This is a genomic window from Pseudomonas sp. CP-1 (genome assembly GCF_021213715.1).
In the GTDB taxonomy this organism is placed as follows: domain Bacteria; phylum Pseudomonadota; class Gammaproteobacteria; order Pseudomonadales; family Pseudomonadaceae; genus Pseudomonas; species Pseudomonas aeruginosa.
Genome location: NZ_JAJQKY010000015.1, coordinates 34,871 through 59,220, shown reverse-complemented (window position 1 = coordinate 59,220; position 24,350 = coordinate 34,871). Strand labels below are relative to the sequence as shown.

Sequence of the window (24,350 nt, the reverse complement as noted above, 5' to 3'; positions counted from 1 at the left end):
TTGATCCAAATCAACGAAGTGCTGTTATCGTCAAAAGGAGCATTCATGGCTCGGGGGCAATCTGCTATCGTCGGCCTATTGCCCCGACTGGTGAATTGCTGTGCGTCGGATTGGATTGATCCTGCTAATGATTGCTAGCCTCGTGCTGCCGACCTTCGGCGGTGTGGCTTTCAGCATGCCGGCACAACCTTGCCCGATGCAGAGCGCCGATCATCAGGGCCATGCAATGGCCGATGCTCCGTGCTGCGAGCAAATGGACAAGTCTGATGGGGTGGCCAAGAAGTCCCCTTGCAAACCCGGCCAGGAATGCAAGACCGGAGGACTTCTCCAGACCACCGTGATCAAGAGCATATCCCCTCTCCCCTCACGCCCCGAGATATTGCTGACCCAGTCGGTGATTAAGCGAGAGCCCGCAGGACTCTGGCGCCCTCCTCGTTTCGTCTAATGCAGTGATCATCCCGCGCCTTACAGTCAGGCGCATCGTCGCGGTCACGTTTCGTAGTCGCGACTTCGATCAATCGCATTGGAGGCGAAAGCATGTCCGCTTTCCTTTTTCCACGCCGTGGCTTTCTCGGTGTGTTGGCTGCCGCATTCTGGGCAGCTCCCTGGCTTGCCGCGCAGGCGCAGCCCCTAACTTTCGAACGAGCCCAAGCTCTGGCCGAGCAGAGTGCCCCTGAGAACCTCGCGCGCCAGGCGCAGGTGGCATCGGCACAGCAGGCTGTCGAGCCCGCAGACGCCCTGCCCGATCCCAAGCTGATTCTAGGCATCGACAACCTGCCGATCGAAGGCCCTGACCGTTACACGCTTAATCGTGACTCCATGACCATGCGCCGCATTGGGTTCATGCAGGAAGTCCCCAACAGTGACAAGCGTCAGGCTCGGCGCCAGTTGGCCGAGGCTTCAGTAGGCCGAGCCGAGGCCGAGCAGCGTGCCATGCAGTTGGAGATCAAGCGCCAGACGGCAGTGAGCTGGCTGGATGTGTACTACGCCGAACGCAGTGTTGGCCTCTTCGATCAACTGGACCGTCAGATCGAGATGCTCCGCTCGACCGTGCAATCGCTGATTGCCGGCGGTAGTGCTCAGCCTGGCGAGCTGTTGCAGGCCGACCAGGAAGCTTTGGCGTTACAAGATCGGCGAGATGAACTGAATCGCGATGTGGCAGTAGCTCGTGCCAAGCTGCGCCGCTGGATAGGCAACGAGGCTGACCAGCCTTTGCAAGGAGGTGTTCCCAGTCTGAACCTGGTGGCACCGCACCTGCAGCAACGCATTGCCTCACACCCTGAGTTGCGCGCTGCCTCCGCCCGAGTCGGCGAGGCTAGCGCCGAGCTGAACGAGGCCATCGCCGAGAAGACCCCCGACTGGGGTGTTGAGTTTGCCTACAACAATCGCGACAACCAGTTCGGCGATATGGTGATGGTGCAATTTACCTTCGACCTGCCGTTGTTCGTAGGCACACGTCAGGGGCCCAAGATCAACGCCAGACAACAAAGCGTGTCGCAGATGGAAGCCGAGCAGGAAGCATTACTGCGCGCCCATCAGGCTGAGCTGGAAGGCGGTATTGCCGAGCTTGAGCAACTGCGCAGGACCTTGTCACGCACCGAAAAAACCTTGATCCCGCTTGCAAGCAAACGTGCCGATCTCGAACTGGCCGCCTACCAAGCCGGTAACAGCCAGCTCACATCCGTTATTACTGCCCAGCGCGACCTGATTGATGCGCAACTGCGGCAGATTGAACAGCAGCGCAAGTTGAGCCAGCTCTCCGCAAGCCTGTACTACGCCTATGTGGAGGGCCTGAAATGAAGATATCGACATTTGGTTTTGCGGTCGCCGTGCTGACCGTGGGCATTGGCGCGGCGGGCGGTGGCTACTGGCTGGCCCAGCGGCAAGCCAAACACGAGCTACTGCCTAGCTCCGCACCGACGGACGAGCGCAAGGTGCTCTATTGGTACGACCCGATGCAGCCTGAGCAGCGCTTCGATAAACCGGGCAAGTCACCTTTCATGGATATGGAGCTTGTCCCTAAATACGCAGGATCCGAGCAAGATCCGTCTGTCCTGAGCGTCCCCGCTCAAGCCGTGCAGAACCTCGGAATGCGAACCTCGACGGTGATCCGCGGTGTACTGCCCTCGGATATCGAGGTGGTCGGCTCCCTGGCCTATAACCAGCGAGAGGTAGCGAACCTCCAGGCCCGCGCTGGCGGATTCGTCGAGCGGGTTTACGGGCGTGCCCCTGGCGATGTACTGCCAGCTGGAACACCCCTGGTCGACCTGCTGATTCCCGAGTGGTCCGCCGCGCAGTTGGAGTTCCTCGCGGTACTGCGTACCGGTGACGCCCGCTTGATCACTGCGGCCCAAGAGCGCCTCCGCCTGCTCGGCATGCCACAAGCGTTGATAGAGCAGGTTCGCCGCAGCGGCAAACCGCGGGCAGTGCAAACCCTCACCACACCTATCAGCGGCGAGCTCCAAGCCTTGCAGGTACGCGCCGGGATGACCGTTGAAGCCGGGCAGGATCTGGCGTTGATCAACGGGCTGTCCAGTGTCTGGCTCGATGCGGCGATACCCGAGGCCATGGCCGGAAGTATCCAGGTCGGGGACGAGATCCGCGCCAACCTGACGGCCTTTCCTGATCGACCGCTGCTGGGCCGCGTCATAGCCTTGCTGCCGAGTGCCGATCCGCAAACGCGCACGCTCACGGTACGCAGCGAGCTACCCAACCCTGCCGGTAAGTTGCGCCCCGGCATGTTCGCCGCCGTACGCCTGAACAGTGCCGTCGAACAATCCACGCTTCTTGTGCCGAGTGAAGCCGTGATTCGCACCGGCAAGCGTGCATTGGTGATGCTGGCCGAAGGCGACGGACGCTACCGCCCCCAGGAAATCACCTTGGGCCGCGAGGCCGATGGGCGTCTGGAGGTGTTGTCCGGTCTCGAGGAAGGTCAGGCGGTCGTTACCTCCGGCCAGTTCCTCATCGATTCGGAAGCCAGCCTGCAGGGCATCCTGGCCGGCAATGCAGAACAGGACAGCACGGAGGGGCTGCATGTGTCTCACGGTGTGATTCGTGCTCTGGACGCGGAGTCAGTCACCCTGGAGCACGGGCCCTTCGAGAGCCTGAATATGCCAGGTATGACCATGGCTTTTCCATTGGTCAGCTCAGAAGTAGCTGTGGGACTTAAGCCAGGAGATCACGTACGTATCGGCGCCCGCCAGAAAAACTCCGGCCTGATGATCGAGCAGCTCAGCAAGGAAGGAGACCAGCCATGATCGCACGCCTGATCCACTGGTCTATCGGCAATCGCTTTCTGGTGCTGCTGGCGACCCTGTTCATCACCGCCCTGGGCATCTGGTCGCTGCGCAACACGCCGTTGGATGCACTGCCGGACCTATCTGACACCCAGGTCATCATCAGAACCAGCTTTCCCGGACAGGCACCGCAGATCGTCGAGAACCAGGTGACCTACCCACTGGCCACAACCATGCTCTCGGTACCGGGGGCGAAGACGGTGCGCGGCTACTCGTTCTTCGGCGACTCCTTCGTCTACGTGCTGTTCGAGGACGACACCGACCTCTACTGGGCGCGCTCGCGGGTGCTGGAGTACCTCAACCAGGCGCAGGAACGCCTGCCCGAGGGTGTTACCACCACCCTTGGGCCGGATGCCACCGGCGTGGGCTGGATCTACCAGTACGCCTTGGTCGACCGCAGCGGCCAGCATGATCTTGCCCAGCTGCGGGCACTGCAGGACTGGTTCCTCAAGTACGAACTCAAGAGCCTGCCCAACGTAGCCGAAGTGGCCACCCTCGGCGGCATGGTCAAGCAATACCAAGTGCTGCTCGATCCGCAGAAGCTGGTGGCTTATGGGGTAACTCAGCAGGAGGTCGAAGCGGCGCTGAAGAGCGCCAATCAGGAAACCGGCGGCGCCATCCTGGAGCTGGCAGAGCGCGAGTACATGGTGCGGGCTTCAGGCTATCTAGAGAGCCTGGCGGATTTCCGCAATGTGCCGCTGCGGGCTTCGGCCAGCGGAGTTCCGGTGCTGCTGGGTCAGGTGGCCACCATTCAGCTGGGGCCAGAGATGCGTCGTGGCATTGCCGAGCTGGATGGCCAGGGTGAAGTGGTAGGCGGCGTGGTCATCTTGCGCTCCGGAAAGAATGCCCGCGATGCCATCGCCGCGGTGAAGACCAAGCTGGACAGCCTGAAGGGCAGCTTGCCGGCCGGCGTCGAGGTGGTCACCACCTATGACCGTTCGCAATTGATCGACCGCGCCATCGATAACCTCAGCTACAAGCTGCTGGAAGAGTTCGCGGTGGTTGCCCTGGTTTGCCTGATCTTCCTCTGGCACCTGCGCTCGTCGCTGGTCGCGATCATCACCCTGCCCCTGGGCATCCTGATGGCCTTCATCGTCATGCGCTACCAGGGCGTCAATGCCAACATCATGTCGCTGGGCGGGATCGCAATCGCCATCGGCGCCATGGTCGATGCCGCCGTGGTGATGATCGAGAACGCGCACAAGCACATCGAGGCCTGGAAGGCTCGACACCCCGGTGAACCGCTTCAGGGCGAGGCGCACTGGCGGGTGATCGGCGAAGCTGCGGCCGAGGTCGGGCCGGCGCTGTTCTTCAGCCTTTTGATCATCACCCTGTCTTTCCTCCCGGTCTTCACCCTGGAGGCCCAGGAGGGTCGCCTGTTTGGCCCGCTGGCATTCACCAAGACCTATGCCATGGCTGCCGCTGCTGGCCTCTCGATCACCTTGGTACCGGTGCTGATGGGCTACTGGATTCGTGGGCATATCCCCAGCGAACAACAGAACCCCTTGAATCGTTGGCTGATCGGTGCATACCGGCCGGTGCTGGAGTGGGTGCTGGCTTGGCCTAAGGTGACCCTAGCGCTGGCCTTGCTAGTGTTTTTGTCCAGTCTCTGGCCCCTCAGCAGACTCGGAGGAGAGTTTCTGCCGCCGATGGACGAGGGCGACTTGTTGTACATGCCATCAGCCCTGCCCGGCTTGCCGGCCAGCAAGGCCACCCAGCTGCTGCAGCAAACCAACCGGATGATCCTCACGGTGCCCGAAGTGGCACGGGTATTCGGCAAGGCCGGGCGAGCAGAGACCGCCACCGATCCAGCACCGCTGGAAATGTTCGAGACCACGGTGCAGTTCAAACCACGCGATCAATGGCGCGCGGGGATGACACCCGAAAAGCTGATCGAGGAACTGGATCGCGCGGTAAAAGTTCCGGGGCTGTCCAATATCTGGGTGCCGCCCATCCGCAACCGCATCGACATGCTGGCGACGGGGATCAAGAGCCCCATTGGGGTGAAAGTGTCCGGAACCTCCTTGGTCGACATCGAGCGCATAACGCGCGATATCGAGGCCGTGGCCAAAGAGGTGCCTGGGGTGAGTTCGGCCTTGGCAGAACGCCTTACTGGCGGCCGTTACGTGGACATCCAGATCGATCGACTGGCCGCGGCGCGCTATGGCCTGAGCATCGCCGATGTGCAGGCGGTGGTATCGGGCGCCATCGGCGGCAGCAATATTGGTGAGACGGTTGAAGGACTGGCCCGCTTCCCGATCAACCTGCGCTATCCCAAGGAGTGGCGAGATAGTCCGCAGGCACTACGGCGTATGCCGATCCTCACGCAAGCCGGCCAGCAGATCACCTTGGGCACCGTCGCCCAGGTTAGTCTGACCGAAGGGCCACCAATGCTGCGCAGCGAGAACGGGCGTCTGTCCGGTTGGGTGTATGTCGATGTACGTGGGCGCGACCTGGCATCGACCGTGCGCGAGTTGCAGCAACGCGTCGCCGAGCGGGTACAACTCGACGCCGGCATGACCGTCTCCTACTCCGGTCAGTTCGAATTCCTCGAGCGCGCCAATGCGCGGCTGGCCTGGGTGGTGCCGGCGACTCTGTTGATTATCTTCGTGCTGCTCTACCTGACTTTCAGCCGCTTCGGCGAGGCCCTGCTGATCATGGCCACCCTGCCCTTTGCCCTGTCGGGCGGCATCTGGCTGCTCTACTGGTTCGGCTTCAACCTGTCGGTGGCCACCGGCGTGGGCTTCATCGCCCTGGCCGGCGTCTCGGCCGAGTTCGGGGTGATCATGCTGCTGTACCTGAAGAACGCCTGGCATGCGCGTGTGGATACCGGGCGCAGCGGTGATCCGGCCCTACTGGAGGCAATTCGTGAAGGCGCGGTGCTGCGTGTGCGGCCCAAGGTGATGACGGTGGCCGTGATCATCGCCGGCCTGTTGCCAATCCTCTGGGGCGGAGGTGCCGGATCTGAGGTGATGAAGCGCATCGCCGCGCCCATGGTCGGCGGCATGATTACCGCGCCGCTGATGTCCATGTTGGTTTTGCCGGCCGCGTACTGGCTGATGCGAAGGCAGCGTACACAGAAGGTTCGCGCACCGCAGGAGCTATAGCTTTACAAACCCGGGCAAGCCACGCGCCAAGCTGACTCGCCCGGGTAACGCGGCAGGAAGCATTACGGCGATGTAACTTTGACTTCATTTTTATGACAGGTTGAGCGGATATATTTTAATCACCACCTTGAAGGAGTGATTAAACATGAAAAGCCTCAAAGTTATTGCAGCCCTTGCCGCTATGGTTGTTTCCTCTGCCACTCTGGCAGAAGGCGGCGCTGATCGTGTTTATGGTCGGATGATTCAGGCCAATGAGCAGGCCATGCAAGAGTATGCTGCCGCTATCAGCGTGGTGCCCGCGTAATATTGATTCCAGGCATCCTTGAGGCGGCTGGTGTAGAGACTAAAGCCGACGTTGTCATTAAGCGTGTAATCACCACCGAAATAGGCGATCCATGGCGAGTCCACTTCGCCCGCGTAGAAGGTAGCGAAGCCGTCGCGCATGCTGCTGGTATTGGGTTGGCTCATCGAGTGGAGGCGACCGCCCTGAAGCGACAGTCCTTCCACGCTGCTGTTGACCACGGTGACACCTCGAAAACTCTCCGGTAAAAGCCGTGCATCACCGTATTGGACGACCGGGCTGACGGGAAAGACGTCGCCTGCCTTGATCTCGGTATCCATGAACCGAGCTTTCACCGCGCCACCCAGTTTGGAGTAGTTATCCTCAGCCTGCCCGAGGCTGTTGTAAGGCAGCACATCGACTGAGCCACCGGCTCCTGAACGGCCGTCGCCAGTGTCAAGTTTAAGTCCTAGCATGGCAAAGGCATCGACACCGAAGCCTATGGTGCCCTCGGTGAAGCCAGACTCGAATCGGCCTATCACGCCATGCGCCCACTCTTCCGAATAGCCATTACCCGAGCTGCTGGACTGGCCTTTGCGGAAGTCACGGTTGAAGTAGAGATTTCGATTGAGGATGGTCAGGCTGCTGCCTTCGATAAATCCCTCGCCTTTCTCGTCGGCGGCCATTGCAGCTTGCCCGGTACTGACGCTCAGAGTGAGCAGAGAAAGTCCTAACAGGGTTCTGTTATTCATAAATGCTCCTGATGTTATTGGCAGTTGTCATTGTGTGGTCGCATATATGTGCCAAGCGCGCCGGGCATAGCCAGGCACGCCTTGGTCATATTTCCACATGCCAAATAACGTCAGGGTGACTTGGAAATTACATTTCAGTCAGCGCGATGTCATTTATCTAGTTTTGATTACGGCAACCTGTCCCGGCTGCCCGGTATTCAAGAATATTCAGATCGCCATTGGAGTCCTCGTAGGTCATCTGGGCCGGCATCACACCGCAGCTAGAGTCCGTCGGGGTAGTGGCCACGACCCTGGCGATATCGAGTTTCATGCCGTAGCGGTAATGAATAACTAAGGATGCCTGGAATCAATATTACGCGGGCACCACGCTGAGCTACCCGCTTGCGGACGATGTCGCCTTGATCGGCGGGCTGAACTACTACAAGGCGGTCGATGAAGGGAAGCAGCTCCTCGGGAGCTTCGATAACAACATCTGGAGCGGCAAGGTCGGCATCCAATTCGGCGCTCACACAGTGCTGGTGGGTCTCCAGCGCAACAATGGCGATGATGACTTCGACTACTTGCGCCAATCGGACTCCATCTACCTCGACAACTCCATCCAGTACAGCGACTTCAACTCGCCGAAGGAGAAGTCATGGCAAGTGCGCTATGACCTGGATATGGAGCCTTTCGGTGTGCCTGGGTTGAGCTTCATGACTCGATATGCCCAAGGCTGGGATGCCGACTACAGCAACGCCAACGAAGTCTATATGCGCCGTGATGACAACGGCGATCCGTTGACCAACCAGAAGCGCTGGGAGCGGGACATCGAGGCCAAGTACGTTGTGCAGTCTGGGTCGTTGAAGGACATGTCCTTTCGCATTCGACAAGCCACGACTCGCGCCACCGACTTCGAGTCGGATTTGGATGAGTTCCGCCTGATTGTCGAGTACCCGCTGGAAGTTCTCTAACCCTGGCAAGCGAGCGGGTTGATTGCCCGCTCGCTCCTTGGTCCTGCTGTCCCCTCGTAGTGCTCCTTTGGTTTGGAGACAGCCCTTGGCGCCCTAGGGCGCCTTTTTTACTTAGGTTAAAGGACGTATGAAAATGAGTCGGCCACTACACACAAGCGGCCGTGCTGGCAGGCAGTACTACTGGGCGGGATATTCTGCAACGACCTGATCAGAACCCGTCTTGGTCAAGCCAATGACCTGGTAGGCATGCTGTACGCCATCGACTTCCATGCCGGGGGAGCCCGCCGGCATCCCGGGAACAGCGATGCCCAGCAGATCATCGCGCTTGGTGAGTTCGATGACCTGAGCCGCCGGCACATGACCTTCGACGAACTTGCCGTCAATCACCGCGGTGTGGCAAGACGCTAACCGTGGCGCGACGCCCAGTCTTTGCTTCACTGCTGTCATGTTGCTTTCAACATGGTCGACGACTTTGAAGCCATTCGCTTCGAGGTGTGAAATCCACTTCTTGCAACATCCGCAATTGGCATCACGATGGACATCAATCGTCAGGGCATCAGCTGCTTGAACCGCAGACGTGACGGAGAGAGCGGCCAGTAAGGCCAGATATTTAGCTTTCATGTACGTGCTCTTTGCCATCGGCGTGGGTGTGGGTCTTGGGCGAGGCGTTCGGAGCCTGCTCGGCGTGATGATCACCTCCGTTGGACGACGCCTCATCTCCAGCATGGTGGTCATCGCCACTCATATCCGAATGGTGACCTGCCTTAGGTGCGGAGCCACCCTCGCTATCCGTAGCCGCGGCATCGTGATGACCAGGCTCTCCAGCATCACCTGATCCATGATGGTCATCGCCACCGCCACTATTGTCATGATGGCCAGGCTTGTTGTCGCCGTGCTGTCCTTCATGGTTATGCATCTGCGTTTCCCCACCACCGTGCTGATGGCCGCCACTGGATGCGACGAGTGTTTGGTATTGCTTGGCATCCATCGTCGGCAGTTGGTTGAGGAAGGCAACCATGCCCCAGATGTACTCGTCTCCCATGCTCTTGCCCCACGCAGGCATACCCGTTGCCTTGATGCCATGCTTGATCACCCAGAACGCTGCTGACGGATTGCCATCGACACCGATCTTGGCGAGGTTGGGGGGCGCAGGATAAAGCGATTGGCTTAGCTCGGTCTCCGCCACACCTGGCGCCAAATGACAGCCGATACACATGGAGTTGTAGTTGCCCGCACCGGCGCGAATAAGAGCTTGATCATCCAGGTTGGGAACCTCGATGTCCCGCGAACGGACTTCGATAGAGCGGTCACGGGCCATCGTGAGAAACGCATGCACTGCAGGAAAATGGGGATCGTCGGCCCCCACGTTGACCACGCCAAAGTAGGCGCCGGCCAGGACAGCTGTGCTACCGACCACGCCGGCCGCCACCAAAGTTTTAATTGTTCTTTTCATGTCAGGTTCTCAAAACCACATCCGGATACCGGCGACAAAACGCGCCTCGTCTACATCACCGCCCTCGTCGCGCACCATGTCTGCCGTGTTGCCATAGGAGCGGCTCCAGGAAACCCCGACATAGGGAGCAAACTGTCTGACAATCTCGTAACGCAGACGCAAGCCGAGCTCGGTATTTGCCAACCCAGACCCCACACCTCGCTCAGGATCGTTCTTGCCGTAGAAGTTCATTTCGGCAGTTGGCTGGAGAATCAGCTGGTTGGTCAGCAGAATGTCGTACTCGCCCTCCAGTCGGGCAGCAGTTTGGCCATTCTCGCCGACGAAGGCCGTGGCTTCGGCCTCAAAGGCGTAAAGCGCCATGCCCTGGATACCGAAGGCAGCCCAAGTCTGCGGCGACTCCGGTTTAAAGTCCTGGCGAACGCCCGCGACGACATCCCACCAAGGGCCGATCGAGCGGCCGTACAGCAGCTGTAATTCAGCGTCCTCGGTAACGCCGTTGGTACGCTCGCCTTCGGAGCGGAACCAGACCCGGTTGATATCACCGCCTACCCAACCCGACGCATCCCAGGCCAGGGTGCTGCCCTCATCTGCGTCTTGGTATTCGAGCTGATCGAGCAGGAAAAAGCTGTTGATGGCGCTGTCATGCACCTTGTGGCCAGGCAGTGGCGGGAAAGCCGCTTGGCGATCAGCATCCGTCAGAACGGGAATCGGCGTACGACTGGTAGTTCTCGGGGCTTCAGCGGAGCCATGGTTCATCTTCGAATGATCCATGCCCTCCATCTGTCCCTGCATGGTGCCGTGTCCCATCTTGCTGTGGTCCATGGCTGGGGCCTTCTCTTGGCTCTGGCTGTGGCCCATCTGGCTATGGTCCATGCTGCCCGATTCGCTCTGCATGGCACCATGATCCATCTTGCTGTGATCCATGCCCTCCATCGGCGCTTTGGCGGAACCGTGGCCCATCTGGCTGTGGTCCATCGACATGGAGCCGTGCCCCATTGCCGAATGATCCATTTCTTCCGCAGCCTGGGTAACGCCGCCGCTGAGTGCACTCAGCGACACGGCCAGCGCTATGAGGGACGGGCGTGAAAACCTAGTGGTCATGGTTCGAACCTGCTTCGGCTTCGGTGCCGCCATGCTTATCCATCATCTTCTCGTGCCCCATATCGTCATGGTTCATACCCTCATGATCCATGGCGCCATGATCCATCTGATGGCCAGCGGCCTTGCCTTTCGATTGATCTGCAGGCTTGTCACTGGCGTCGGGCGCAGCCGACTCGGCAGCATGTTGTTCGTGCTCGCTGTGCCCCTCACCTGCCAATGACGTCGGCGCGTGCAGAACAGCCAAAAGACTGAACATCGCTGCGCTGCCAAACAGGGCATTACGCTTCATAAAAGTACTCATCAGAAATCTCCTTTACTCATCCACACGGACTTCACGGAACATGCCCATTTCCATGTGGAGCAACAGGTGGCAGTGGTAGGCCCAACGCCCCAACGCATCGGCGGTCACCCGATAGCTGCGCTTGGAACCTGGCGGCATGTCGATGGTGTGTTTACGCACCAGGAAATTGCCGTTCGCATCCTCCAGATCACTCCACATGCCATGAAGATGGATCGGATGAGTCATCATGGTGTCGTTGACCAGCGTGATGCGAACACGCTCGCCGTACTTGAGGCGCAGAGGCTCAGCGTCAGAGAACTTGATGCCATCGAAGGACCAGGAGAATTTCTCCATGTGCCCGGTAAGGTGCAGCTCGATGGTGCGACTTGGTTCGCGACCATCCGGATCAGGGAAGGTGCTGCGCAGGTCAGAGTAAGTCAGGACGCGCCGGCCGTTATCACGCAGGCCGATACCTGGGTCGTCCAGCTTGTGCGTCGGCGTCATGGTCTGCATGTCGACCAAAGGATTGTTGGTCTCTGAGGCCGGGTGTGCCTGCATGTTGCCAGCCATGCCAGCCATGCCAGCCATGCCAGCCATGTTTGAATGATCCATTCCGGCCATCTGGCTGTGATCCATACCAGCCATGCCACCCTGCATGCTGCCATGATCCATTCCCGCCATATTGCCCTGATCCATCCCGGCCATGCTCCCATGATCCATGCCGCCCATGCTGCCGTGGTCCATGCCCATGTCACCCATGGCAATCAGTGGGCGCGGGTCAGGGCTTGGTACCGGTGCACTCAACCCTTCCTGTACCGCAAGGGTGCCGCGCGCATAGCCAGTGCGATCCATGGATTGAGCAAAGACGGTGTAGGCTTGCTCGCTATCGGGCTCGACTATCACGTCGTAGGTCTCGGCTACGGCGACACGGAACTCATCGACGCTGACTGGTTTGACGTGCTGGCCATCGGCCGCGACTACCGTCATCTTCAGGCCGGGGATACGCACATCGAAGTACGTCATGGCCGAGGCATTGATGAAACGCAGACGAATCTTCTCGCCCGGTTTGAATATGCCGGTCCAGTTGCCATCAGGTGCCTGGCCGTTCATCAGGTAGGTGTAGGTGTAGCCACTGACGTCGGCGAGATCAGTCGGGCTCATCTTCATTTCGGCCCACATCTTACGGTCGGCTACGGCGGCGGACCAACCCATCTCGCTTACGTCATCGATGAAGTCACCAACGGTGCGTTTGTGCTGGTTGTAGTAGTCCGACTGTTTCTTGAGCTTGGCCAGTACCCGCGTTGGATTTTCATCCGTCCAGTCGCTCAGCAACACGACGTAATCACGGTCGTAACTGAAGGGCTCGGGCTCCTTGGCATCGATGACCAGCGCACCGTATACGCCGACCTGCTCCTGGAGCCCAGAATGGCTGTGATACCAGTAGGTGCCGTTCTGGTTGACCTTGAACTTGTACTCATACATGCCATCAGGGGCGATGCCATGGAAGCTCAGGCCAGGAACGCCATCCATGTTCGCCGGCAGGATGATGCCGTGCCAATGGATGGAGGTGTCCTCCTTGAGGCGGTTGCGCACGCGCAATGTGACGGTATCGCCTTCGCGCCAACGAAGAATCGGCCCAGGGAGCGAGCCGTTGATGGTCATGGCCGTGCGCGCTGCGCCGGTGATGTTCACCGGGGTTTCACCGATGAATAGGTCGAATTCGTTACCAGTCAGTACGTTGGGCTGGCCGGGGCTGTTCACCGCCCAGACCGGCGTGCGCCACAGGCCAAGTCCGCCGATAATACCGGTGGCTGCCAGGCCTTTGACGAAGGTGCGCCTTGTGGTTTTGCTTTGCATGCCGTTTTGTCCAATCCGTCAAATGAGCCGGTGATGGTGTGCCCGGTCTCGGGTTCATGGCTGCTTCAATGTCGGGTATTTACCCCTCAACTTTCCACGTCGGTGCATTGCACAAGCCTTACCGACGATGAGCAGTATGAAACTGCCATATCCCAACCATCCGGGTGATTACATTTCTGTAAGGTAGATGACTTCAGCAGTTGGTGTGCTCTGCTTGCTCGGTTGGACTGCTGGCTACAGGAGCCTCAACTTTCTGCTGCTGGGCCACCCGGTAGGCCTCCAGAGACGTCTGGCGTGCCTGCTCCATGCGCGCGAAGGTTCGGTCAGCACCACCTTCAGCCATTGCCAAGCTGGAGATGCTCAGAGCAGTAACTACAAGCAGAGCTTTGATCGATTTCATTTTGGGTATTCCTCGTAAGTTAAGTGGTCCCTGCAACTGCAGAGGCCGAGCTTTAGGCTCGATGTCACGTTAACTAAGAGGGCCTGTCAGCAACCTGAGCCGAACATTACAGTTCTGTCAGGTTGCTATTTCTTTCTTGTAGCCCATCCAGAAGGCTCGGTACTGTCTTTCATGCCCTCATAAAGCCTTGCGAATTTCTTGAGAGGGCATGCTCGGCAGCGATGCCTAAGCTACTCAGGGTAATTCGCACCCGCGGATAAGACCACCAACAATTAAGAGAGATTGTCACTATGTCGAATAAATCCAACGTCGCTACCGGTGCCGCTCTGGCTCTCGTGGCCGCCAGCCTGTTTGCTACCCTGCCTGTCCAGGCCGCCCAGGACACCAAAGCAGCTGAAGTGAAGTGCTTCGGCGTCAACGGTTGCAAGGGCCAGAACGACTGCATGACCGCCAAAAATGCCTGCAAAGGCCAGGGAGAATGTAAAGGCCAGGGTTTCAAGCTGATGACTCAGGCCAAGTGCGATGAGGCCGGTGGCAAGACCAGCGAATAATGCCGTTGCGGGGAGTGCCTGCCACTCCCCTGCTGGAGTCTTGAATGAGTAAGCGCAAAACACTGGGTTTCGGTCTTGGCCTTCGCAGTGAGTATTACCAGCAGATTCTTGAACAGCGACCTGCGGTCGACTGGTTTGAGATCATTTCCGAGAATTACCTGGTGGGCGGTGGCAAGGCCCTCTACTTTCTCGATGCGATTGGCGAGCAATACCCGTTGGTGATGCACGGAGTATCGCTGTCGATCGGCGGTTCGCATAACCTGGACATGGGCTACCTACGACAGCTCAAGCAACTGGCGGACCGGGTACAGCCCCAGTGGGTTTCCGACCACTTGTGCTGGAGTCGCGGCAACGCCCATCAACTCCACGACCTGCTGCCGCTGCCGTTTACCCAAGAAAGCCTGCTGCATGTCGCCGCGCGGGTGCGTCTAGTGCAGGATGTTCTGGAACGTCCCATTGTGCTGGAGAACGTTTCTTCTTACGTGCAGTGGAAGACGTCCAGCATGAGCGAATCGCAGTTTCTCTCGGAACTGAGTTTCCTGACCGGTTGCGAATTGCTCCTTGACGTGAACAACGTCTACGTCAGCGCACGAAATCAGGATTTCGACCCATGGCAGTTCATCTTGGAATTGCCGCACGAGCGGATTCGTCAAATTCACCTGGCCGGGCATAGCGATTACGGGCAATACCTCATCGACACCCACGACCAGCCCATCGCTGACCCGGTTTGGGCGCTCTACAGCAAGACTTTGAGCTACTTGGGTCCAACGTCGACGTTGATCGAGCGGGATGATCATTTTCCACCGTTCGAGGATCTGTTATCCGAGTTGGAGCATGCCCGAGCTATCGCCAATGGCGTGATATCGAGGGCAACCCTTTGAGCCTAAGCGCCTTACAGACTGCATTTGAAACTTACCTGACAGATGGTGCCCTGCCCTCCAACGAGCTTTTGGAGCAAGTCCGGGGTTGCACTGCGCTGAGTGCCCTCGAAGGCCTGCGGATCTACCATAACGCCTATCGCTCGCGCCTGCTGGCGGTGCTGCGCGAGGATTTCCCGGCGCTGCAGCAATGGCTGGGAGAAGAGTCGTTCGAGCAACTCGCACTGGCCTATATCGCCGCCTGGCCACCGCGGCATTTCAGCATTCGCTGGCTGGGTGAAAAGCTGCCCGAGTTCATTCGCAGCTACATTGCGGAACCTCAACTTTCACCGATGCGCGAACTCGCGGAGCTGGAGTGGGCTTTTACACTGGCTTTCGATGCTCAGGATGTCGAAGCGCTTTCACTGCAGGCCATCAGTGAGTTTTCGGCTGAAGACTGGGTTTCATTCAGGGTTTCCCTGACTCCATCTGCCAGATGGCTGCGATTGCAGTACAACACGCTGGCGCTGTGGAAGGCTGCCAAGTCTGGGGATCTGCTTCCCGTTGCCACCCAACCAGCCGGGAATCGAGACTGTCTGGTCTGGCGTCATAACCTCGTATGCCATTACCGAAGCCTGGAGCCAGAAGAGGCGTCAGCATTGCGGTTTTTCGTCGAGGGTGGATCGTTCGCCGAACTCTGCGAGTCATTGAGCGCAACACATGGAGAGCAAGCCCCCCTGCAGGCCGCAACTTGGTTGAAATTGTGGGTCAACGAAGGTTTGCTAAAGCTCAGGGCAACTATTCACGAATGACCCGGAACCTATAGGCTAGCGGCTTCTCTTTGGCCACTCCCGAGCGCGTCGATGACACACCGCATCATTCATTTCAAACAGCAAGCCTTGCTGGACCCAGAGACTTACCAGGCGATGCTGGCCGACGGCGTCGGTCATTGGGAGGCGCTTGTAGGAAAAGTCGTCGGAATAGAAGACGAGAAAAGCCACGAGTTCGCCGCATTGAAAAGCCTGTTCAAGCGAAAGCGCTACTCCTATGACACGCTGGAAATGCGCGAGCCAGGCGATCACTCAAACTGGCTTCGCGGCCGAGATGGGGATGAAGGTATTACTAACGAGGTCACCAGTATTCACGGGCTGAAAGAGCTCTCAGAACTGGAGATTTAGTCGGTCGGCAGGCCAGCGCTCAAGCGCTGACCTGGGCCGCATAACCAAGCTCCTGGATCAGCTCGCGGATCGATTCGGCACTTTCTGTGCTCTCTACAGTGACCTTGCCGGCTGCCCGATCCACCTCTACGCGTGCGTCCTGATCCAGCGTCTGGATGGCCTTCGTGATTTTGCTGACACAACTGCCACAACCCATACCCGAAACATTCAGGCTGAACATCTCTCTCACCTCATTTCGTCCGCGGCTCAAGTTACCGCACAGACAGCATCGACCTTGACACGATGGCAAGGTCAAGTGCGCAAACGCAACAATAAGGCTCAGCCGTTGTTCACAGGCATCAGGATGGGGTTCGATGAACACACCACTACGTGCCTTGCGCCCCTCGTCAGGGCGACATACAGATTCTGAGCGGTCATAAGTTCAGGATGCAGAACAACCGAGACATCGGCCTCGAGCCCCTTGAGAAGTAATGTGCTGCCTACCGAGCGTCTTGCGATGGAGCGGGCAAGGTGTCGATTGCGTTCTCGCGCTTGAATGGCTGCACTCAGAAAGTCGGCTGTACCTCCCGCCACAGCTTGCATAGCGGACCGGCAGCAGTGCAGAACTTCCGGTCGGTACACCCGTGCCCCCGGCTGTTCGGCGAGGGCGTTGAGCACAAGGAGTGCTCGCTGCGGTGTTGGCTCCCCGACGAATGCGACGGCCTCGGCCTCGGCCGGGGTCGGTGGCGTTCGGGCACGTCCTGTGCGCAGAGACTCCACACGCGTTCGCAGGTTTGCTGCACCTACCCCCGTCATCACGCTTGAAGCAAATTCCGCAAGTTGTGCCAGAGCATTGGCACCCTGCAGGTTAAAGTTCCTGGCGAAGTTGACGAGGTCCCTTAGGTCGACGGCTTCGACGGCCATGGCGCCGGGTGTCTGGCTCGTGAGCTGATGGCGACCTTGCACGTTGATGGAGTCCCCGATGATGAGGACGCTGCCCCGAGCGTTGGGTGACTCGGTTCTAGCGGCCACCAGCCGCTGCTGGACTTCGGTCCCGGCGTTGAGCTGCACCCAGCGCACTTCTGCCGGAGCCGTGCGCAGATCCACCGGCTGGCCAACTTGAAGTTGCTGCCGTATGGCGAGTAGCCACTGCCCAAGGTTCTCAGCTCCGGCCAGCCGCCAGCGCCAGGGTATCCTCAGCTCTCCTGCCGCGGGGAACAGGGGCTGCACCTCATTCGCCCAATGCACCAGTCGATTGCCACGAAAGTCGAAGATGGCTTGCATTGGGTCACCGAGCACGCAGGTCGGTAGCACCTGGGCCAAACCTGACACGATGGCGTGCTGGACGACGTTGCAGTCCTGGTATTCGTCGACAAGCAAGCGCGCGTAAGTGGCACGGAGAGGCTGAGCAAGGTGGCCTGCCTGCAGTAACAGCATGGCGGCGTGCCGAATTGCAGGGTAGTCGGTGTTGGGCTGGTGGAGCTGTAAGATCTGTGGGTTATGGCCGCTTCGCGCTGGGAACTTAGCGATGAGGCGCATCGAGAATCCATCAATGGTGGAGACTCGATATGCGGAGTTAGGAACGCCGGCTCGTCTCAGGCGTGCCCGTAAGGCCGCAACGCCTGCGTTCGTGTGCGTTAGTACGAGTATGGGTTTGCTCTGCCTATGCGCGATGAGCGTCTCGGCAATCAATTGCGTTTTTCCACAACCTGCGGGGGCTGTTATGGAGCCACGCTCGATAGCGAAAAGATCGATCTCAAGGGGCACTTGTAAACGTCCAGAGCTGATTCGTGACTGCCATGAAGCCCTGGTCGGCGTTCTGTAGAGACGGGCCGACGATGTCCCTTGCAACCTCCTGATAGGTTGTCAACGACTTGAACCACCCGCTGTTGCGGATACGAGATGCAGCTCCCAAAAGCTCTCGCGTCGCGGGCAAGTAGCCCTGAATAAGTCTTTCAGCTTTGATGTCATGTAGTGTCATACGTCCTTGGGACTTCGTCTGGATATGCGCATTCATCAGCTCTGCACCCACTATTGTTTCGGCTTTCGCCAGAAGTGCATCGAGTGCTTGGTCACTGAGATGGCGGAAGATCTCGTCCTCCAGAGTGAGACCTGGTCGCCATGTCAGAATTTGTCCGCCTGCGGCCAAGAATGCTTCAGGTAGCCCTGCGGTCGAAGGTTTGTCGGCGTCTACAAAAACCATCACGCGATAGCCTAGGTTCTGAAGTGCCGTTCCGCGGATAAGACTGTTATCGGGACTTCCCCCGCCGGCGTCCACATAAGCGCCACCATGAGCCAGGAATGAGGTAGCGCCAAGGCTGCCCCACCATTGGTCAAGGCCACGCGCGAAGCCAACCTCGCTGGCACCCTCGCAAACGATAATGGATTTGGCGAGGAATGCCTCTGGGTCCTTCCGAAGGGTACTTTGTACTTCGTTGGCCTCCCCTGCCGCCATAACGCTGTGGCGTTGAGGCCCAGACCGAACAACGAATAACTGGCTGCCGGACAATTCGCGCAGCGCGACCGGTGAGTGAGTCGTCATGAAGACCTGCAGCGGAGCGGCAGCGTCCTTTGCGCCCAGGGAGTCCAGGAATCGCATGAGCCGATGAGGTTCAAGCCCATATTCCACCTCATCGACAAGAGCAATTGGCGCGGCGCTAGCTGCAGCTCTTTGCAACCCTGCCACTAGCAATCGCGACGAGCCCGTGCCAAGGGAGCGAAGGGGAATGCCTGTGTCGCTGTGCAGCGCGATCGCACCCTCGCCAATCGACACAGAATGTGCGTCAAGGAGTGCTTGTGGCATCGCTCCAACCGAAACCCCAAGATGCTGAGCCGTGCGTTGCACCACCTCAAGCGTCTGAGTTAGATGTCCGACGGCTTGATTGCCAAAGTTCGCTCTTGCTTGCCTCGCGGCGCGCGCAAGTTCGGCACCTAGCTCTGCACGCTCGTCAGTAAGTCGATTGAGCACTGAGCCACGACTCCACGACAAGTTCGAACTCGCAAAGCTGCCGATACGGGCGGGTGCTAGTGCCGCTCGTTCCTTCCAGGGAAGAGTGCGTTCGAGTTGCTGCTGCTCCGCACGCTCAGAAAAAAGTGTCCAGGTAGGTTCCAAATCGGCACCAACTTGCAGAAGCAAGGTGATAACGGTCTCCAGCCCCGCTCGCGGTTCGTCTTCGACTTCTCCCGTTCCTGGATTGAATCCACGCAAGAACTCGCCGTAAACATCGATATCCATCAGCGATACCGGCAAATCGCCAAGCGTCACACTGATGGTGATGGGTGTTTCGACGTTCAGAGCGAAGAAGTCCATGTCGCCGAACGTGCCGCCCCGGCGGGCACCGACGCAAAGGTCAATCGCATCTAGAATGCTGGACTTTCCACTATCGCCAGGACCTATGAGGCAGTTAATTCCTGGGGCCGGCACCCAGTCGAGCGCCTGGATAGATCGGAAGTTGCTGATAATCAGTCTGCGAATGCGGGCCACGGAGAGTCCTCATGGGTTAACGACGACCAGTCTCCTACCCGCAGCGGCAACAGTCCATCGAACGTCACCTCGTCACTATGTGTTGCGACAGATAGGTCGGACCGGAAACTACCGTACGGCATTTTCCGGTCAGATGCGCTTCTGAATAATCACCTGGTCGGTGGTATGGAAGCCTATCCGATGTCCGTTGATTTCAACCTCAGAGCATTGAAGACCACCGACGCCGAGCTGACACTCATCGCCAGCGCAGCAATCAAGGGCGACAGAAGATGCCCCGTCAGCGGGTACAGCAGCCCCGCTGCTAGCGGGATTCCCATCGCGTTGTAGAGGAACGCAAAGGCGAGGTTCTGCCTCATGTTTTTCACGGTTGCCACTGACAGGGTGCGCGCTCGCAGGATGCCCATCAGATCTCCCTTGACCAGCGTCACTTGGGCGCTGTTCATCGCCACATCGGTACCGGTGCCCATGGCGATACCTACGTCAGACCTGGCCAGGGCGGGCGCATCGTTGATGCCGTCACCCGCCATGGCGACACGACGGCCATAGCCCTGCAAATCGGCGACCAGTTTCTCCTTATCCTGCGGTTTGACCTCACCATGCACTTCCTCGATTCCGAGCTGCTTCGCCACGGCTCTTGCTGTGGTGAGGCCATCACCAGTGGCCATGATGACCTTTACGTCTTCGCTTTGAAGCTTGGAGACAGCCTGTTGAGAAGTAGGCTTGATCGGATCGGAAACGGCCAGGAGTCCCGCCAGGCGACCATCAACGGCCAAATAGATGATGCTGATGCCTTCCAGACGCAGTTGCTCGGCGCGATTGCGCAGCGGGGTAATATCGACGCCCGCCTCGTCCATCAGTGCGGTGTTGCCGAGCTGCAGCTGATGGCCATCGACCTGACCGCGCACGCCAATACCCGAGCCCGACTCGAAAGTGTCCGGCTTGACCAGTGCAATGCCTTGACCCCGCGCATGATCGACGATGGCATGAGCCAGCGGGTGCTCACTACCCTGGTCGAGACTGGCAGCCAGGCGCAGCACTTCATTGGAGTCGTAACCGCCTGTCCCTTCCGCACTATGGAATACGGGGCACCCCTCAGTCAGGGTTCCGGTCTTGTCGACGATGAGCGTGTCGATCTTGCATAGATTTTCGATGGCGCTGGCATCGCGGAACAACACACCGCTGCTAGCGGCCTTGCCAGTCGCAACCATGACGGACATCGGGGTTGCCAGACCCAGGGCGCAGGGACACGCAATGATCAGCACCGCCACCGCATTGATCAGGCCAAATACCCAGCCAGATTCCGGCCCGAACAGCCCCCAGCCGAAGAAGGTCAGAATCGCGATCAGGATCACCCCGACCACGAAATACCCCGCAACGGCATCGGCCATACGCTGCATGGGTGCCTTAGAGCGCTGGGCCTTGGCCACCATCAGCACGATCTGCGACAGCATGGTTTCGGCACCGACTTTCTGCGCCTCCATAACTAGGCTGCCGTGGGTGTTTAGGGTGGCACCGATAAGGGCATCCCCTGCCCGTTTGGTCACGGGTAACGGTTCTCCAGTAAGCATCGATTCGTCGACTGCGCTCTCACCCTCCAGCACAGTGCCATCTACAGGAACCTTCTCGCCTGGCCGGACACGCAGATGATCGCCCTGATGGACATGGGTTAGAGGAATGTCCTCTTCTACTCCATCGGGCATGATGCGCCGCGCTGTCTTTGGTGCCAGTCCCAGCAGCGATTTGATAGCTGCGGACGTCTGCGAGCGGGCCTTGAGTTCGAGCATTTGGCCCAACAGCGTGAGTGAGATAATCACCGCGGCTGCTTCAAAATAGACGCCGATACGTCCGTCCTGGGCAAAAGCCGCCGGAAACCACTGCGGAACCAAGGTAGCGGCCACGCTGTAGAGGTAGGCAGCGGCCGTTCCCAAACCGATCAGGGTCCACATGTTGGGGCTGCGGTGCCGGATGGAGTCAATGCCGCGGGCGAAGAACACCCAGCCACCCCATAGCGTCACGGGCGTCGCCAGAGCCAGCTCGACCCAGTTCTGGGTCGTGCCATGAAACAGTTGCAAGGAATGGCCAGCCATCGCCAGCACGGTCACGATGACGGTCAGCGGTAGGGTCCACCAGAATCGCCGAGAGAAGTCCTTCAGCTCCGGGTTTTCCTCCTCTTCCAGCTCCGGGATGACAGGCTCCAGCGTCATGCCACAGATCGGGCAGTTGCCAGGGGTCGGTTGGCGAATCTCTGGATGCATCGGACAGGTATATGCGGCTCCTTCTGGTGCCGATATCGTAGGGTGACTCGTATGCTGATGTGCTTCATGAGACGAGTGGCCCATGTACGAGTGGGGATCAATTTGAAACTTCTGCAGGCATTTGGCACTGCAGAAGCGATAGGTCTTCCCTTCAACGCTCTCGCGGTATGGGCTATCAGATTTCACCTCCATGCCACACACCGGGTCGCGCTGGCTCTCGGAGTGGGCGTGCGAGTTATGTGAATGATCCTGGTCATGATGGCAGGAGGTCTTTTGCATGCGATCTATGTCCTTTCTTCGTCCTTGGAAACAGCGGTGCTGCTGGAGTGGGAGTGCCCGCCGTGATTGTGGCCAAACAGATGCATCAGCGGGCATAGCAGCAGGATGAGGTACGGCAGGGCCTGCGAAAGATGACCGTAATGCTCACGCGCTACATAGAAGATGCCGATTACGGCCAGCATGATCAGCGCAATGCCAATCTTGCTCTTCCAAAAAGGCGGCTCAGTGGTACTGGTGTGATGGGTATGGTCCACGACAATAGCCTCGTTTCAATGGCGGCCGGATCAGTATAGGTGTCTCAGACTGGACGGAGTTGGCGAGTATCAATAAACGTCAGCGTACGGTCACCTTACCGACCATTCCCGACTGATAATGTCCTGGAATATTGCAGGCGAACTCCAGTTCGGTGGCGGCGGAGAAGGTCCAGATCAACTCTTCGCGTGCTCCAGGTTCGACAAGAACACTGTTGGGGTCATCGTGTTCCATACCGACCATCTTCATGCCGCCCATGGCATGGCCCATATTGCTCATGTCATGTGCACCTGTAGGGGACAGCGTGCCGTTCTGAAACATCGCGGCCATCTCTTTCTGGTGCGCGGCATGGGATGCCGCTTTGCCAAGATTGAATTCGTGTAGCAGTGCACCGTCATTTTTCAGGACGAAGCGAACTGTCTCGCCTGCTTTGATCTCCATTGCTTTGGGTTCGAAGAAGATGTCCCCCATCCGGACTTCGATGGTGCGATCTACTGCCTGACCGTCTCCCGGTTGCCCAATACTGTCTTTCTTGTGGCCCGGGCTGGCCAGCGCATTGGCAGCACTGAGCAGCAAGCCAAGGGTGGTGATTATGAAAGCGGGTCTGAGTTTCATGGTGTGCCTCTGAGGTGTTGAGGAGGGATGAGTCCCGATGCTAATGAGGTGCAGCTGGCGGTACGCTGACGTGAAAACTACATCGCAGTAAGGTTCGTCAGATCGGTGCTACCCAGCTCGCGGCCAACGGGTAGCACCGATGCCGGACTAACGCAGAGCAAACTCACCGACCATCCCCGCCTGGTAATGCCCAGGCAATGTACAGGCGAAGCTCAAACTGCCCGCCTTAGGGAAGGTCCACACGAACTCTTTGGTTGTGCCGGGCTCGACGAGAACCGCGTTCGGGTCGTCATGCTTGGCTTTGATGACTTCCGGATAGCCTGGAGGGTTGGAGTCTCCCATGCCATAACGCTCATGCCAGACAATGCGCTCGGCCATGCCGGTCGGGGTCAGTGTGCCGTCCTTGAACAAGGACGCCATCTTGCGCTGGTGCTCCAGCTGGGACGCTGCCTGCCCGATGTTGAACTCGTGCATCAACGCGCCCTCGTTCTTCAGAACGAAGCGCACGGTTTCACCTGGCTTCACATCGATCGTTTTCTGGCTGTAGTTGATGTCGTCCATCTTTACCAAGATGGTACGAGTCGCTGGCGTCGCCTGGGCCTGCTGCCCAATGCCATTGCTACTGCCGCCGACCTCGGCAAATGCCGGAAAGGTGGTGCTGATGAACAGAGTGCTGATCAGCAGTTTAAGGGGTAAGCGTTTCATGGTGAGACCTCGAGATGGGTGCTGGAAATCTCATGCTATTCCCCGCTTGCTGCCAGGCCGCTGACCCCAAAACTACAATTGCGTCAGCTGGGAAAAAGCACGGCGCCATAAAGGCGCCGCTAGGCCGAAGGAGCAATCACGAAAGGCCTGTAAGATGGGGGAAATCTTTACTGATGGCATTCCTTGTCGGCCATCATCAGCTTGTGCTCTCGAATCATTTGACCCAGCACGTCGTCTACCAGCTTGTCATGCTTTTCCATCCAGGCCAGATGCTCTTCGGCAGACATGTTTGGCGCGGGATGTTCGTTGTGCAGCTGGCTCATGATGTCTTCGAGCATGTTCATATGCTCCTTCATGTGCACATGCCGCTCGCCGACCGGGGCCTTCTCCGCCTGGATCAGCACGGCTTCTGCTTTGTCGCGCATCTGCTGGATGCGCTCGAATACACGGTCGCTGCCCCCTTCGGCCCAAGCCATGGAAGACAGCAGTAGCGAACCAACCAGAAGCAAAGGTTTCAGCGATTTCATGGGCAGTCTCCATCAGTGCAAACTATGGCCGGCACCTCTGCTTTTGGTCTGTCGAGGGCCGAGAGCACAACCTAGTACTCATGCTTGCACCCTAGACAAGCCACCCTGTCAGTGAGCTGAAGTCAGAATTACATTTTCGTAAGCTTCTGGTTGGGGCCGCGGTTTGCCTGCAAACTCAGGCCACCCGACTTT

The 24,350-nt window shown here is 58.7% G+C and carries 21 protein-coding genes and 4 pseudogenes; 9 read left to right on the top strand and 16 right to left on the bottom strand.

Annotated elements, in window-relative coordinates; all coding sequences use genetic code 11:
- The first annotated feature begins 537 nt into the window (after positions 1–537).
- From LT948_RS24550 to LT948_RS24535, 4 genes and pseudogenes are all read left to right on the top strand, one after another.
- On the top strand, positions 538–1,800 hold the full coding sequence (locus tag LT948_RS24550; protein WP_003139513.1) for a TolC family protein: 1,263 nt from the start codon (positions 538–540) through the stop codon (positions 1,798–1,800).
- Positions 1,797–3,257 (top strand): efflux RND transporter periplasmic adaptor subunit, encoded by a 1,461-nt coding sequence (locus tag LT948_RS24545; RefSeq protein WP_003117282.1) that lies wholly within the window; start codon positions 1,797–1,799, stop codon positions 3,255–3,257. Before LT948_RS24550 ends, LT948_RS24545 begins: the two co-directional genes overlap by 4 nt.
- On the top strand, positions 3,254–6,403 hold the full coding sequence (locus LT948_RS24540; RefSeq protein WP_003117283.1) for an efflux RND transporter permease subunit: 3,150 nt from the start codon (positions 3,254–3,256) through the stop codon (positions 6,401–6,403). The genes LT948_RS24545 and LT948_RS24540 overlap by 4 nt, the downstream gene beginning before the upstream one ends.
- Before the next feature lie 145 nt (positions 6,404–6,548).
- Positions 6,549–6,686, top strand: a pseudogene (locus LT948_RS24535) (co-regulatory protein PtrA N-terminal domain-containing protein); the annotation flags it as partial.
- A 5-nt stretch (positions 6,687–6,691) separates the two neighbouring features.
- Here the strand turns inward: LT948_RS24535 and LT948_RS24530 are convergent.
- Positions 6,692–7,435: pseudogene (locus LT948_RS24530) on the bottom strand (OprD family outer membrane porin); the annotation flags it as partial.
- Positions 7,436–7,592: 157 nt separating this feature from the next.
- Positions 7,593–7,766, bottom strand: a pseudogene (locus tag LT948_RS24525) (DUF2790 domain-containing protein); the annotation flags it as partial.
- A 1-nt stretch (position 7,767) separates the two neighbouring features.
- Here LT948_RS24525 and LT948_RS24520 point away from each other — a divergent pair.
- A pseudogene (locus LT948_RS24520) lies at positions 7,768–8,385 on the top strand (OprD family outer membrane porin); the annotation flags it as partial.
- Positions 8,386–8,562: 177 nt separating this feature from the next.
- On the opposite strand, the gene LT948_RS24515 reads toward LT948_RS24520, so the two are convergent.
- The 6 genes from LT948_RS24515 to LT948_RS24490 form a co-directional block, all read right to left on the bottom strand.
- On the bottom strand, positions 8,563–9,006 hold the full coding sequence (locus tag LT948_RS24515) for a DUF411 domain-containing protein (protein ID WP_003246746.1): 444 nt from the start codon (positions 9,004–9,006) through the stop codon (positions 8,563–8,565).
- Positions 8,996–9,838: a c-type cytochrome gene (locus tag LT948_RS24510; RefSeq protein ID WP_003139525.1), complete on the bottom strand. Its 843-nt coding sequence runs from the start codon at positions 9,836–9,838 to the stop codon at positions 8,996–8,998. The genes LT948_RS24515 and LT948_RS24510 overlap by 11 nt, the downstream gene beginning before the upstream one ends.
- A gap of 9 nt (positions 9,839–9,847) precedes the next feature.
- Positions 9,848–10,939 (bottom strand): copper resistance protein B, encoded by a 1,092-nt coding sequence (locus LT948_RS24505; protein ID WP_023095630.1) that lies wholly within the window; start codon positions 10,937–10,939, stop codon positions 9,848–9,850.
- On the bottom strand, positions 10,929–11,240 hold the full coding sequence (locus tag LT948_RS24500) for a hypothetical protein (protein ID WP_003246749.1): 312 nt from the start codon (positions 11,238–11,240) through the stop codon (positions 10,929–10,931). Before LT948_RS24500 ends, LT948_RS24505 begins: the two co-directional genes overlap by 11 nt.
- Positions 11,241–11,252: 12 nt before the next feature.
- Positions 11,253–13,076, bottom strand: coding sequence for a copper resistance system multicopper oxidase (locus tag LT948_RS24495; protein WP_003139530.1), 1,824 nt, complete (start codon positions 13,074–13,076; stop codon positions 11,253–11,255).
- 193 nt (positions 13,077–13,269) lie between these two features.
- A complete protein-coding gene (locus tag LT948_RS24490; RefSeq protein ID WP_003139535.1) occupies positions 13,270–13,476 on the bottom strand; it encodes a co-regulatory protein PtrA N-terminal domain-containing protein in 207 nt (68 codons plus the stop codon).
- Positions 13,477–13,766: 290 nt separating this feature from the next.
- On the opposite strand from LT948_RS24490, the gene bufA2 reads away from it, so the two are divergent.
- The 4 genes from bufA2 to LT948_RS24470 are packed head-to-tail and all read left to right on the top strand — an operon-like array spanning position 13,767 to position 16,062.
- The gene (gene bufA2, locus LT948_RS24485; protein WP_004577564.1) at positions 13,767–14,027 is read left to right on the top strand and encodes a BufA2 family periplasmic bufferin-type metallophore; all 261 of its coding nucleotides are present in this window, start codon (positions 13,767–13,769) and stop codon (positions 14,025–14,027) included.
- A 44-nt stretch (positions 14,028–14,071) separates the two neighbouring features.
- On the top strand, positions 14,072–14,908 hold the full coding sequence (bufB, locus tag LT948_RS24480) for an MNIO family bufferin maturase (RefSeq protein WP_003139536.1): 837 nt from the start codon (positions 14,072–14,074) through the stop codon (positions 14,906–14,908).
- Positions 14,905–15,696, top strand: a complete 792-nt coding sequence (locus tag LT948_RS24475) for an HvfC/BufC N-terminal domain-containing protein (RefSeq protein WP_009394809.1) — start codon at positions 14,905–14,907, stop codon at positions 15,694–15,696. Before bufB ends, LT948_RS24475 begins: the two co-directional genes overlap by 4 nt.
- A gap of 51 nt (positions 15,697–15,747) precedes the next feature.
- Complete coding sequence (locus LT948_RS24470) at positions 15,748–16,062, top strand: hypothetical protein (RefSeq protein WP_003139538.1); 315 nt, start codon at positions 15,748–15,750, stop codon at positions 16,060–16,062.
- A 19-nt stretch (positions 16,063–16,081) separates the two neighbouring features.
- Here LT948_RS24470 and LT948_RS24465 read toward each other — a convergent pair whose 3' ends face one another.
- The 8 genes from LT948_RS24465 to LT948_RS24430 form a co-directional block, all read right to left on the bottom strand.
- Positions 16,082–16,282, bottom strand: a complete 201-nt coding sequence (locus tag LT948_RS24465) for a heavy-metal-associated domain-containing protein (RefSeq protein ID WP_003139539.1) — start codon at positions 16,280–16,282, stop codon at positions 16,082–16,084.
- Between the two features lie 98 nt (positions 16,283–16,380).
- Complete coding sequence (locus LT948_RS24460; RefSeq protein WP_003139540.1) at positions 16,381–17,808, bottom strand: UvrD-helicase domain-containing protein; 1,428 nt, start codon at positions 17,806–17,808, stop codon at positions 16,381–16,383.
- Positions 17,798–19,525: an ATP-dependent nuclease gene (locus LT948_RS24455; protein WP_003139541.1), complete on the bottom strand. Its 1,728-nt coding sequence runs from the start codon at positions 19,523–19,525 to the stop codon at positions 17,798–17,800. The genes LT948_RS24460 and LT948_RS24455 overlap by 11 nt, the downstream gene beginning before the upstream one ends.
- A gap of 173 nt (positions 19,526–19,698) precedes the next feature.
- Positions 19,699–22,059, bottom strand: a complete 2,361-nt coding sequence (locus LT948_RS24450) for a heavy metal translocating P-type ATPase (protein WP_023095628.1) — start codon at positions 22,057–22,059, stop codon at positions 19,699–19,701.
- 5 nt (positions 22,060–22,064) lie between these two features.
- Positions 22,065–22,313 carry a DUF2933 domain-containing protein gene (locus LT948_RS24445; RefSeq protein WP_003246761.1) on the bottom strand — a complete coding sequence of 83 codons (249 nt, stop codon included), beginning with the start codon at positions 22,311–22,313 and terminating at the stop codon, positions 22,065–22,067.
- 79 nt (positions 22,314–22,392) lie between these two features.
- Positions 22,393–22,926: a cupredoxin domain-containing protein gene (locus LT948_RS24440; RefSeq protein ID WP_003246762.1), complete on the bottom strand. Its 534-nt coding sequence runs from the start codon at positions 22,924–22,926 to the stop codon at positions 22,393–22,395.
- A 147-nt stretch (positions 22,927–23,073) separates the two neighbouring features.
- Positions 23,074–23,631: a cupredoxin domain-containing protein gene (locus tag LT948_RS24435; protein WP_003139550.1), complete on the bottom strand. Its 558-nt coding sequence runs from the start codon at positions 23,629–23,631 to the stop codon at positions 23,074–23,076.
- Positions 23,632–23,798: 167 nt separating this feature from the next.
- Positions 23,799–24,158 carry a co-regulatory protein PtrA N-terminal domain-containing protein gene (locus tag LT948_RS24430; protein WP_003139552.1) on the bottom strand — a complete coding sequence of 120 codons (360 nt, stop codon included), beginning with the start codon at positions 24,156–24,158 and terminating at the stop codon, positions 23,799–23,801.
- Positions 24,159–24,350 lie beyond the last annotated feature (192 nt).

What these genes read in the sequence shown, in the direction of transcription:
- LT948_RS24550 (WP_003139513.1), top strand. Translation starts at nt 538, where the DNA reads ATGTCCGCTTTCCTTTTTCCACGCCGTGGCTTTCTCGGTGTGTTGGCT.
- LT948_RS24545 (WP_003117282.1), top strand. Translation starts at nt 1,797, where the DNA reads ATGAAGATATCGACATTTGGTTTTGCGGTCGCCGTGCTGACCGTGGGC.
- LT948_RS24540 (WP_003117283.1), top strand. Translation starts at nt 3,254, where the DNA reads ATGATCGCACGCCTGATCCACTGGTCTATCGGCAATCGCTTTCTGGTG.
- LT948_RS24515 (WP_003246746.1), bottom strand. Translation starts at nt 9,006, where the DNA reads ATGAAAGCTAAATATCTGGCCTTACTGGCCGCTCTCTCCGTCACGTCT.
- LT948_RS24510 (WP_003139525.1), bottom strand. Translation starts at nt 9,838, where the DNA reads ATGAAAAGAACAATTAAAACTTTGGTGGCGGCCGGCGTGGTCGGTAGC.
- LT948_RS24505 (WP_023095630.1), bottom strand. Translation starts at nt 10,939, where the DNA reads ATGACCACTAGGTTTTCACGCCCGTCCCTCATAGCGCTGGCCGTGTCG.
- LT948_RS24500 (WP_003246749.1), bottom strand. Translation starts at nt 11,240, where the DNA reads ATGAGTACTTTTATGAAGCGTAATGCCCTGTTTGGCAGCGCAGCGATG.
- LT948_RS24495 (WP_003139530.1), bottom strand. Translation starts at nt 13,076, where the DNA reads ATGCAAAGCAAAACCACAAGGCGCACCTTCGTCAAAGGCCTGGCAGCC.
- LT948_RS24490 (WP_003139535.1), bottom strand. Translation starts at nt 13,476, where the DNA reads ATGAAATCGATCAAAGCTCTGCTTGTAGTTACTGCTCTGAGCATCTCC.
- bufA2 (WP_004577564.1), top strand. Translation starts at nt 13,767, where the DNA reads ATGTCGAATAAATCCAACGTCGCTACCGGTGCCGCTCTGGCTCTCGTG.
- bufB (WP_003139536.1), top strand. Translation starts at nt 14,072, where the DNA reads ATGAGTAAGCGCAAAACACTGGGTTTCGGTCTTGGCCTTCGCAGTGAG.
- LT948_RS24470 (WP_003139538.1), top strand. Translation starts at nt 15,748, where the DNA reads ATGACACACCGCATCATTCATTTCAAACAGCAAGCCTTGCTGGACCCA.
- LT948_RS24465 (WP_003139539.1), bottom strand. Translation starts at nt 16,282, where the DNA reads ATGTTCAGCCTGAATGTTTCGGGTATGGGTTGTGGCAGTTGTGTCAGC.
- LT948_RS24450 (WP_023095628.1), bottom strand. Translation starts at nt 22,059, where the DNA reads ATGCAAAAGACCTCCTGCCATCATGACCAGGATCATTCACATAACTCG.
- LT948_RS24440 (WP_003246762.1), bottom strand. Translation starts at nt 22,926, where the DNA reads ATGAAACTCAGACCCGCTTTCATAATCACCACCCTTGGCTTGCTGCTC.
- LT948_RS24435 (WP_003139550.1), bottom strand. Translation starts at nt 23,631, where the DNA reads ATGAAACGCTTACCCCTTAAACTGCTGATCAGCACTCTGTTCATCAGC.
- LT948_RS24430 (WP_003139552.1), bottom strand. Translation starts at nt 24,158, where the DNA reads ATGAAATCGCTGAAACCTTTGCTTCTGGTTGGTTCGCTACTGCTGTCT.